Annotated in this window: 7 protein-coding genes; 2 read left to right on the forward strand and 5 right to left on the reverse strand. The window is 68.1% G+C overall.

What is annotated here, in order from left to right:
• The 5 genes from ACR2JA_RS05870 to ACR2JA_RS05890 all read right to left on the reverse strand — a co-directional run.
• Positions 1 to 648, reverse strand: a 648-nt coding sequence (locus ACR2JA_RS05870) for an ABC transporter permease subunit (RefSeq protein ID WP_434008174.1), incomplete at its 3' end; no start/stop codon positions are given.
• Between the two features lie 124 nt (positions 649 to 772).
• Positions 773 to 2,359, reverse strand: coding sequence for an urea ABC transporter permease subunit UrtB (gene urtB, locus ACR2JA_RS05875; protein ID WP_434008175.1), 1,587 nt, complete (start codon positions 2,357 to 2,359; stop codon positions 773 to 775).
• 12 nt (positions 2,360 to 2,371) lie between these two features.
• Positions 2,372 to 3,634: an urea ABC transporter substrate-binding protein gene (gene urtA / locus ACR2JA_RS05880; protein WP_434008180.1), complete on the reverse strand. Its 1,263-nt coding sequence runs from the start codon at positions 3,632 to 3,634 to the stop codon at positions 2,372 to 2,374.
• Between the two features lie 193 nt (positions 3,635 to 3,827).
• Positions 3,828 to 4,871 carry a response regulator gene (locus ACR2JA_RS05885; RefSeq protein WP_434008176.1) on the reverse strand — a complete coding sequence of 348 codons (1,044 nt, stop codon included), beginning with the start codon at positions 4,869 to 4,871 and terminating at the stop codon, positions 3,828 to 3,830.
• Positions 4,868 to 8,476 carry a hybrid sensor histidine kinase/response regulator gene (locus tag ACR2JA_RS05890; protein ID WP_434008177.1) on the reverse strand — a complete coding sequence of 1,203 codons (3,609 nt, stop codon included), beginning with the start codon at positions 8,474 to 8,476 and terminating at the stop codon, positions 4,868 to 4,870. Before ACR2JA_RS05890 ends, ACR2JA_RS05885 begins: the two co-directional genes overlap by 4 nt.
• A gap of 80 nt (positions 8,477 to 8,556) precedes the next feature.
• On the opposite strand from ACR2JA_RS05890, the gene ACR2JA_RS05895 reads away from it, so the two are divergent.
• On the forward strand, positions 8,557 to 8,859 hold the full coding sequence (locus tag ACR2JA_RS05895) for an urease subunit gamma (protein WP_434008178.1): 303 nt from the start codon (positions 8,557 to 8,559) through the stop codon (positions 8,857 to 8,859).
• Between the two features lie 18 nt (positions 8,860 to 8,877).
• Positions 8,878 to 9,451 (forward strand): HupE/UreJ family protein (locus ACR2JA_RS05900; protein WP_434008179.1); only part of this gene is annotated, 574 nt, incomplete at its 3' end.

Here is a 9,451-nt window from a genome sequence, read left to right on the forward strand (position 1 = left end):
GAACAGCGTCATGCGCATCTCTTGTGTGGCGATCGGCAGGCCGAGGATGCGCTTGAAGTCGGTGAAACCGTTGTTGCCACCCATGCCGGTCTCGTTGCGGAAGAACAGCAGCAGCGCGGCGTAGGTCAGCGCCTGCGTGATGATGGAGAAGTACACGCCCTTGATGCGCGAGCGGAAGGCAAAGTAGCCGAACGCAAAGGCCACCAGGCCCGGCACCAGCACGATCAGCAAAAGGGTCGCGATGAAGCTGTCGCTCAAGGCCCAGTGCCAGGGCAGTTCCTTCCAGTCCAGGAAGACCATGAAATCGGGCAGCTCGCTTTTGTAGTTGCCCTCCAGGCCGATCTGGCGCATGAGGTACATGCCCATCACGTAGCCGCCGAGCGCGAAGAACAGGCCGTGGCCAAGCGACAGGATGCCGGTGTAGCCCCAGATCAGGTCCATGGCCAGGGCACAGATGGCGTAGCACATGATCTTGCCCAGCAGGCCGACCATGTAGTCGGACAGGTGGAACGCACTGCCCTCGGGCACCAGCAGGTTGAGCGCCGGCGCCACGGCGCAGACCACCAGCAGCGCCACCATCACGCCACTGAAGGCGCCCCGCGTGAGCAGCGGGCCAGGGGTGGGAAGAGAAACAGAAGCAGTGGTCATAGGAACACATCCATGCAAGCGGGGGTCCATGTCGAGAGTGCCGCGGAACCGGCTCCGCCGGGCCGCAGGCGCTGCCCCTTGAGGGGCGGAGCGGCCACACGCAGTGGGCAAGCGACGGGGGTGGTCATGCTTCTCGGCCCTTGAAGGCAAAGATGCCCTGCGGACGTTTCTGGATGAACACGATGATGAACACCAGCACCGCGATCTTGGCCAGCACGGCACCGGCCCAGCCTTCGAGCAGCTTGTTCAGCAGGCCCAGGCCCAGCGCGGCGTACACCGTGCCGGCCAGCTGCCCCACACCGCCGAGCACCACCACCATGAAGCTGTCGACGATGTAGCTCTGGCCCAGGTCGGGGCCGACGTTGCCGATCTGGCTGAGGGCGCAGCCCGCCAGCCCGGCGATGCCGGAACCGAGCGCGAAGGCATAGGTGTCGATGCGGGCGGTGTTCACGCCCATGCAGCTGGCGATCGGGCGGTTCTGCGTCACACCGCGCACGAACAGGCCCAGCCGGGTGCGGGTGATCAGCAGCGTCACGCCCAGCAGCACCGCGCCGGCAAAGGCCACGATGATGATGCGGTTCCACGGCAGGGTGAGGTTGCCCAGCAGTGTGATGCTGCCGCTCATCCAGCTGGGGTTTTCCACGCCCACGTTCTGCGCGCCGAACAGGCTGCGCACGCCCTGCATCAGCACCAGGCTGATGCCCCAGGTGGCCAGCAGCGTTTCCAGCGGGCGGCCGTACAGGAAGCGGATGACCGTACGCTCCATGGCCGCGCCCACCAGGGCGGCCGTGACGAATGCCACCGGCAGCGCGGCCAGCAGGTACCAGTCGAACAGGCCGGGCAGCGTGTTCTTGAAGAACACCTGCACCGCCCAGGTGGCGTAGGCGCCGATCATGATCAGCTCGCCATGGGCCATGTTGATCACGCCCATCAGCCCGTAGGTGATGGCCAGGCCCAGCGCTGCCAGCAGCAGGATGCTGCCCAGGCTGATGCCGGTGAAGGCTTGCGACAGCGCGCTGGACACGGCCAGCGAACGGTCCAGCGATGCGATGGCGGCGCTGAGCGCGGCCTTGACGCTGGCGCTGCTTTCGGCGGCCAGCTGCGCGGCCAGCAGGGGGCGCAGCGCCGGCTGGCCCATGTTGCCCAGGGTCTGGGCGGCGGCCAGGCGCTGCGCCTCGTCGTCGCTGGCCAGCTGCATGGCGGCGCGCGCCTGCTCCAGCAGATCACGGGCCTTGGGGTCCAGCGTGCCGGCCAGTGCTTTGTCCACCAGCGGCAGCTGGCTAGCGTCGGGAGCATCGAACGCCGCGCGCTGCAGCAGGCCGGCGGCCTCTCGCTGCAGGGTGGCATCGGTGCCAAATAGGGCCCGCGTGGCCAGCGCCGTTTCCAGCGCGCCACGCAGGCGGTTGTTGACCACCGCGTCTTCCGCGGTGTCGGTCGGGGTGGCGGCGGCACCGGTCACCGCGTCGGTGGCGCTGCCGTCGGCGGCCACGATCAGCACCTGCTCGCCCTGCACCTTCACGGCGTCCTCGGACAGGGCCTGGATCAGCGCCAGCCCCTTCTCGTCTGCGGCCGCGGCCAGCCGGTTGAGCGTCGCGATGCGTTCATCGCTGTCACCCGCGGCCAGGGTCAGGGCCTCGGCCGGGGTGAGGGCGTGTGCACTGGCGGCGCCGATCAGGCACAGCAGGACAAGACAGGTTCGCAACCAGCGCATCACGTCTCCCGCTTACTTCTTTTCCGGAACGTTCTTCTTGCCCTTGTTCTCGGCGATGTAATCGCTCCACGGGTCGGCCTGCACCGGGCCCTTGGTCTTCCACACCACGTTGAACTGGCCGTCGGCCTTGACCTCACCGATGAACACCGGCTTGTGCAGGTGGTGGTTTTCCTTGTCCATGGTGGACACGAAACCGCCCGGGGCCTGGAAGGTCTGACCGGCCATGGCGGCGATGACCTTGTCGGTGTCGGTGGACTTGGCCTTGGCGACGGCCTGGGCCCACATGTTGATGCCGATGTAGGTCGCTTCCATCGGGTCGTTGGTCAGCGGCTTGTCCTTGTGACCTGCGATGTTCTTGGCCTTGGCGTTGGCGCTCCACTTCTTGACGAACTCGGTGTTGGCCGGGCTCTTGATGGACATGAAGTAGTTCCAGGCAGCCAGGTGGCCCACCAGCGGCTTGGTGTCCACGCCGCGCAGTTCTTCTTCACCCACGGAGAAGGCCACCACCGGCACATCGCTGGCCTTCAGGCCGGCGTTGCCCAGTTCCTTGTAGAACGGCACGTTGGAATCGCCGTTGATGGTGGAGACCACAGCCGTCTTCTTGCCTTCGGAAGCGAACTTCTTGATCTTGGCGATGATGGTCTGGTAGTCGGAGTGACCGAAGGGGGTGTACTCCTCCATGATGTCGCTCTCGGGGATGCCCTTGGCCTTGAGGAAGGCGCGCAGGATCTTGTTGGTGGTGCGGGGGTACACGTAGTCAGTGCCCAGCAACACAAAGCGCTTGGCGCTACCGCCGTCCTTGCTCATCAGGTATTCCACCGCGGGAATGGCCTGCTGATTGGGCGCGGCGCCGGTGTAGAACACGTTCTTGGACAGCTCTTCGCCTTCGTACTGCACCGGGTAGAACAGCAGGCTGTTCTTTTCTTCGAACACCGGCAGCACCGACTTGCGGCTCACCGACGTCCAGCAGCCGAACACCACGGCCACCTTGTCCTGGTCGATCAGCTGCTTGGCCTTCTCGGCGAACAGCGGCCAGTTGGAGGCTGGGTCGACGACCACAGGTTCGAGCTTCTTGCCCATCACGCCGCCCTTGGCGTTGATCTCGTCGATGGCCATCAGGGCCACGTCCTTGAGCACGGTTTCCGAAATGGCCATCGTGCCCGACAGCGAGTGCAGCACACCGACCTTGATGGTGTCGGCAGCGTGGGCGGGCAGGCCCATGGCGCCCAGGGCGGCCGCGACCGACAGGGCTTTGAGGGTGAATCGACGTTGCATCATGGCGCTTCTCCAGGGGTTCAAAAACATCCGTTGAGGGGGTCTGACTTTCGCCACCTCACACCGTTGGAGCGGTGTTCGATGGGGTCAGACGGATGCTAGGGAGAACCCTGAACAGCGTCTGTACGCCGGGTGGCGTACATCAAGGCATCCCGGGCCGCACACACGCCTCCTGGCGCACGCACGGACCCGCTCAGCCGCCCCGCGGCTGCAGCAGCGGCACGCGGTTGATGGCCATCGCGGCCGCGGCCGTGCGCGTCTCCACCCCCAGCTTGGCGTGGATGCGTTCCAGGTGCTTCTTCACCGTGGCCGGGCTGGCCCCCAGGATGTCGCCGATGTCGCGGTTGATCTTGCCCTTGACCACCCAGTAGAGCACCTCGGCCTCGCGAGCGGTCAGGCCAAACGCCTGCGAGAGCGCTTCGAGCACAGCGGCATCCGAGGTTTCCTGCATCACGATCAGCCAGTCGCCGGGTTCGCCGAACTCGTTGCCGTCCTCGTCGCCCACGCACTGGTGCAGGCGGAAGGTCAGGCGCCGCGGCCCCTGGTCCAGCGTCAGGCGCGGCGGCTCGCGCAGCGGCTGGCCGGGCACGGGCGCTCGCTGCAAGTCGGGCAGCAGGCGGTCCAGCCACTGCAGCACGGCCGGCGGCGTGGTGGGCGCTTCGGTGCCGCAGTAACGGGCCAGCAGGTCGCGCGCCAGCGGTGTCTGCCACATCAGGCGGCCGTCGCGGGCGCGCACGGTGATGGTGGCGTAGCCGAAGGCGTCGAGCGCGTTGCGCGCCTGGCTGCGCTCCACCGCGCCCTGGCGCACGTGGCGCGCGGCGCGCAGGTGCACGCCCATGCGCGCCATCACCTCGCGCGGCTTGATGGGCTTGGTCACGTAGTCCACACCCCCGGCGTCGAGCGCGGCCACCAGGTGCTCGGTCTCGGTCAGGCCGGTCATGAAGATGATGGGGATGTGGGCGGTGGCGGGCTCGGCCTTCAGGCGCCGCGCCACTTCAAAGCCGTCGATGCCGGGCATGACGGCGTCGAGCAGCACCACGTCGGGCAGGGCCTGGGTGGCGCGGCGGATGGCGGCCTCGCCGTCGAGCGCGACCAGCACGGTGTAGCCGGCTTCGTCCAGCGCGTCGTGCAGCGGGGCCACGTTGTCGGGCACGTCGTCGACGATGAGAACCACCAGCGCTTCGGTCGCGGGCAGGTTGGGGAGGATGCGTTCGGCGGACACGGGCGGGGCGTTCATGGGGATGGGGTGGCCGGTTGCGGCGCGGTGGGGGCCTGCAGCAGCCGTTGTTCAATGGCTTCAAACCGGAACTCGCGCGCCAGGGCGTGCAGGCCCTGGGCAAAGGCGGCTTGCTCGGGGCGTTGGCGCACCCAGTCGTCCAGCCACTGGGCGATGCCTTTGTAATAGCCCAGCCGCACCAGCTCCAGCAACGGCGCCAGTTCGGCAGCCGGTGGCAGTGCGCCGTCGGCCGGCGGCGTCGCGGTCGAGGGTGCCTGCATCGGCGATGGCGCCGCTGCCACGGCGGCGGCCAGCGGTTCGGCCGCGTGCGTCCAGCGCAGGCCCAGCTGCTGCCCCAGCCAGGCGATGAGTTCTTCGCGCCGCACCGGCTTGACAAAAAAGGCTTGCTCGACGGGCACACCCTCCACGGTGTCGGCGTGCAGGCCTTTGTCGAACGCGTTGGCCGAGACGATGGCCATGGGCACGCCGGCCCAGCCGCCCGCGCGCAGGCGGCGCAGCGTCTCCCAACCGTCGATGCCGGGCATGGCCAGGTCCATGAATACGGCGTGCGGCGCGCGCTCGCTGCCCGGCGCCACGCCGTCGAGCAGCGCCAGCGCGTCGTGCCCGCTGGTGGCCAGCAGCACCTCAAAGCCCAGCGGCTGCAGCCAGCGCGCCAGCAGTTCGCGGTCGCTTTCTTCGTTGTCGACCACCAGTACGCGCCGGCGCGGTCCCTCGTAGCCCGTCACGGCGGGCACCGGCCGTGTGCGCTGCGCAGCCACGCCGTGCAGTTCGGGCAGGAACAGGCGCACGCTGAACACCGTGCCCAGGCCCGGCGTGCTGCGCACGGTCATTTCCCCCCCCATCAGGTCGGTCAGCATCTTGGCGATGGTCAGACCCAGGCCGGTGCCGCCACTGGCGTGTTCGCCGGCAGCGCTCTGCCCACGGTGAAAGGGCTCGAACACCTTGTCCAGCTCGGCCGCGCTCATGCCCGGCCCGGTGTCGTGCACCTCGAACTGCGCCATCTCGCGCGCGTAGCGCACCACCAGCCGCACCTGCCCCACGCGCGTGAACTTGACGGCGTTGCCTAGCAGGTTGATGAGGATCTGGCGCAGGCGCTTTTCGTCGGTGCGCACCGCCAGCGGCAGCGTGCCCTGCGGCTCGAAGGCAAAACGCAGGCCCTTGGCGGCGGCCTGCAGCTCGAACAGGCTCGCCACCTCCTGCATCGCGTCGGCAAAGGCCATGGGTTTGACGTCCAGCGCGAGGCGGCCGGACTCGATGCGCGCGATGTCCAGCGTGCCCTCGATCAGCGACAGCAGGTGTTCACCGCCGCGGTGGATGACGCGGATGGCCTGCGCCCGGTGCGGCGCGACGCCGGTGTCCTCCTGCAGCAGCTGCGCGTAGCCCAGGATGCTGTTGAGCGGCGTGCGCAGTTCGTGGCTGATGGTGCTGATGTAGCGGCTCTTGGCCTGGTTGGCCTGCTCGGCCGCGTGGCGGGCCTGTTGCAGGGCTTCGTCGGTCTTGCGGTGGCTGTCGATCTCCTGCATCAGCAGCCGGGTCTGGCGGTTGGATTCTTCCTGCGCCACCTCGCGGCTCTTGTGCGCCAGCACCAGCCACCAGGCCACCGTGCCGGCGATCAGCAGCAGCACGGCGTAGACCTGCAGGAAGCCGGCGCGCAAAGCGCCGTCGACCAGGCTGGCGTCGCTGGTGACCGCGTCCAGCCCCTGCACCTGTTGGCGGTACAGCAGGGCCAGCACAGCGGCCAGCACCGGCGCCATCACGCCCATGATGAGCAGGTAGTGCGCCAAACCCGCTTGCAGGTAGGGCCACATGCGCTGGGGCAGCACCGCGCGCAGCGCCGCCAGCCACTGCACCTGCAGGCGCGCATGGGGCTTGCACAGGTCGCCGCAGCGCGCGTCCAGCGAGCAGCACAGCGAACAGATGTGTCCCTGGTAGGCCGGGCAGTGGGCCATGTCGGGGCCTTCGTATTCGCGTTCGCACACGATGCATTTCAAAACACCCCCCGCGCCGCCTGCGGCGTCACCCCCCTCAAGGGGGGCAACACCTGCGGCCGGGCGGAGCCCGTTCCGCGGTGTTTCTGGATGGGCTTCCCCTCGGGCCACCGGGCGGAGGTTGTGCCACATCACCTTCTGTTCTGCAGGCCTCGCGATGTAGTAACGCCCCTTGGTCACCCAGGCGATCAGCGGCGCGGTGATGAGCGCCGTGACCATGGCGATCACGGCCGAGAAGGCCTGGGCCAGCGGGCCCATGAGGCCCAGGTAGGCCAGGATGGACAGCACCGAGGCCAGGCCCATGGCGCCCACACCGACGGGGTTGATGTCGTACAGGTGCGCGCGCTTGAATTCGATGCCCTTGGGACTCCAGCCCAGCGGCTTGTTGATGACCAGGTCGGCCACCACGGCCATGATCCAGGCGATGGCGATGTTGCTGTACAGGCCCAGCACCTCGCCGATGGCGTGGAACACGTTCATCTCCATCAGCATGAAGGCGATGAGCGTGTTGAACACCACCCAGACCACCCGCCCCGGGTGGCTGTGCGTCAAGCGCGAGAAGAAGTTGCTCCAGGCCAGCGAGCCGGCGTAGGCGTTGGTGACGTTGATCTTGAGCTGCGACACCACCACGAACAGCGCCGTGGCCGCCACTGCCCAGCCGTAGGGCAGGATGTATTCGTAGGCGGCCAGGTACATCTGGTTCGGGTCCACCGCCCGTTCGGGCGAGACCATGTGGGACAGCGCCAGCCAGGCCAGCAGCGCGCCGCCCAGCATCTTGCACACCCCCAGCAGCACCCAACCCGGCCCGCCGGCCAGCACACCGGCCCACCAGCGCACCACCCGGCCCGGCTGCGGTGCGGGCATGAACCGCAGGTAGTCGGCCTGCTCGCCCATCTGGGTGATGAGCGCGATGCCCACGGTGAGCGCCGCACCAAACAGGTGCCACGAGAAATCGCGTCCGGCGCCAGACTCACCACCGTAGTGCACGATGCCGGTGAATGCACCGGGATCGAGCGTCCACACCGCCACAAAAGGCACCAGCATCATCACCAGCCACAACGGCTGCGTCCACACCTGGAAGCGGCTGATGGCCGACACCCCGTGGGTGACCAGCGGGATCACCACCACCGCGCAGAGCAGGTAGCCCCAGGCTGGCGGGATGTCCAGCGCCAGTTCCAGCGCGTAGGCCATGACGGCTGCCTCCAGCGCGAAGAAGATGAAGGTGAAGCTGGCGTAGATGAGGGACGTGATGGTCGAGCCGATGTAGCCGAAACCCGCGCCGCGGGTGAGCAGGTCCATGTCCACCCCGTGGCGCGCCGCGTGGACGCTGATGGGCAGCCCTGCCAGGAAGATGATCAGCCCCGTGGCCAGGATGGCCCAGAAAGCGTTGATGAAGCCGTACTGCACCAGCAGCGTGGCGCCCACGGCCTCCAGGATCAGAAACGAAGCCGCGCCGAACGCGGTGTTGGCCACCCGCCATTCGCTCCACTTGCGAAAGCGCTGCGGCGTGTAGCGCAGCGCGTAGTCCTCCAGCGTCTCGCTGCCGACCCAGCTGTTGTAGTCGCGGCGCACCTTGATGATGCGCTGGGGCGGAGCGGGATCGGGCCTGGGGTTCACATGGCGGTTTGTGCAGCTTTCGTGCCGGCCCCGGCAGGGCACGGGATTTGCTGTCGGGTCCCAACGAACAAGGACCGACCATGGAACTGACTCCGCGAGAAAAAGACAAGCTGTTGATCTTCACCGCCGCCCTGCTGGCCGAACGGCGCCAGGCCCGCGGCCTCAAGCTCAACTACCCCGAAGCCGTGGCCCTGATCAGCGCGGCCGTGATGGAAGGCGCCCGCGACGGCAAGACCGTGGCCCAGCTCATGAGCGCCGGCCGCAGCGTGCTCACGCGCGAGGACGTGATGGAGGGCGTGGCGGACATGATCCCCGACATCCAGGTGGAAGCCACCTTCCCCGACGGCACGAAACTCGTCACCGTTCACCAACCGATACCTTGACCCACCGCAGAGGCCCTCATGAAACTGCTTCCCAAATCCCTGCTGACCGCCGCCCTGGCCACCACCGCCTTCGCCGCCCAGGCCCACACCGGCCACGGCACCCACAGCCTGATGGAAGGTCTGGTCCACCCCTTCGGTCTGGACCACCTGCTGGCCATGGTGGCCGTGGGCGTCTGGTCGGCATCCGCCCTGCCGCAGGGCAAGGCCTGGCAGGGGCCCGCCACCTTCTTGCTGGCGTTGGTCATCAGTGCAGCGCTCGGCGCGGCCGGCGTCACCGTTCCGTACCTGGAGCACGCCATCTCACTGAGCGTGGTGCTGTTCGGCCTGATGCTGATCGTCGCCACCCGCCCCCTGCCGCCCGCACTGGGCCTGGGCCTGATCGCCGCGGCTTCTTCGCTGCACGGCCTGGCCCACGGCACCGAAACGCCCGCCTCGGGCTTCGCCAGCTACGCGGCTGGCTTCCTGCTGACCACGGCGGCCCTGCACCTCGGTGGCCTGGGGCTTGGCCAGGCGATCCGTCGCCTGTTCGCCGAACGCCGCGGCATGGCTCTGGGCAGCCTGGGCGCGGCGCTCGGCGGGGCTGGGCTGTACC

Source organism: Hydrogenophaga sp. (assembly GCF_051007235.1).
In the GTDB taxonomy this organism is placed as follows: domain Bacteria; phylum Pseudomonadota; class Gammaproteobacteria; order Burkholderiales; family Burkholderiaceae_C; genus Hydrogenophaga.

Coding starts and splice junctions, on each gene's coding strand:
- urtB (WP_434008175.1), bottom strand. CDS start 2,359: ATGCGCTGGTTGCGAACCTGTCTTGTCCTGCTGTGCCTGATCGGCGCC.
- urtA (WP_434008180.1), bottom strand. CDS start 3,634: ATGCAACGTCGATTCACCCTCAAAGCCCTGTCGGTCGCGGCCGCCCTG.
- ACR2JA_RS05885 (WP_434008176.1), bottom strand. CDS start 4,871: ATGAACGCCCCGCCCGTGTCCGCCGAACGCATCCTCCCCAACCTGCCC.
- ACR2JA_RS05895 (WP_434008178.1), top strand. CDS start 8,557: ATGGAACTGACTCCGCGAGAAAAAGACAAGCTGTTGATCTTCACCGCC.